Source organism: Staphylococcus sp. HMSC072H03 (genome assembly GCF_001809305.1).
Classification (GTDB): domain Bacteria; phylum Bacillota; class Bacilli; order Staphylococcales; family Staphylococcaceae; genus Staphylococcus; species Staphylococcus hominis.
The window spans coordinates 1-992 of sequence record NZ_KV796899.1 but is presented as its reverse complement, the minus strand read 5'-3'; the positions used below and the strand labels follow the sequence as shown (position 1 = coordinate 992).

The window sequence follows — 992 nt, the reverse complement described above, 5'->3', positions numbered from 1 at the left end:
CATCACGTCTTTAAGTAATGCCTTGCAACAAATGCGCAATCTATTATCACCTTCCCATTTGTATGAAGGTGTAGGCATACTAGCAACTCCATTCGGTTCCATTATATCGTTAAATGATGTCTATAAGACCAAAGAATTTGATGCTAACAACCCACCTGAACCAATTTGTGACACATCTTATGATTTAGCGCCTAAAGGTACGTTTGAAGATTGGTTTAATATGTATCTTAATGAGGTCAAAGGTCATTTTTATTTGGAATTAGCAACCATATTCGGAATTTCTGCCTTAGTAACAGCATTTCTGAAGCATAAACAAGATGTTACATTTGCTGGTATCATCTTTAGTTTTACAGGTCAGTCATCAACTGGTAAATCAACAGCGGCTGCTTTAGCTGTATCAGTTGCTGGCAATCCTAATAAGGGGAACGAAACGCTCTTTAAAAATTGGAATGCCACACGTAATGCACTTGAAGGTTACTTGAGTAACAATTTTGGTGTACCTATTGTATTTGATGAACTCTCATCAGCAACTTTTAAAGATACAACGGGGTTATTATATTCGATCGCTGAAGGTCAAGGTCGTCAACGTTCAAACGTTCATGGAGAAGTTAAAACGCCTAAGAATTGGGGCACGTCTGTCATTTCAACATCAGAATACAGTATTTTTACTAATTCGGCTCAAAACGATGGATTACGTGTAAGAACCATCGAGATTAATGAACAATTTACTACAAATGCGACCAATGCTGACAATATCAAAAAAGCGGTTGCACAAAACTACGGGCATGTTTTACCGTTAGTTGCTGATTATCTTATTAAACGTGAAAATGAAGTCATTCAATGGTTTCAAGAGGAACATCATTGGTTTAAAGATAAATTGAAGGATGAAACAAATAATACTGGTATTCGTATGTTTAAGCGCTATGCGGCTATCACTACTTCGGCCAAGATTCTTAGTCATGTTTTAGCTACAGATATTGATATCGCTAAAA

1 protein-coding gene is annotated in these 992 nt (G+C 36.6%); it reads left to right on the top strand.

Annotated elements, in window-relative coordinates; genetic code table 11:
* A partial coding sequence (locus tag HMPREF2578_RS07965) for a DUF927 domain-containing protein (RefSeq protein ID WP_141743939.1) occupies positions 1-992 on the top strand: 992 nt, incomplete at both ends.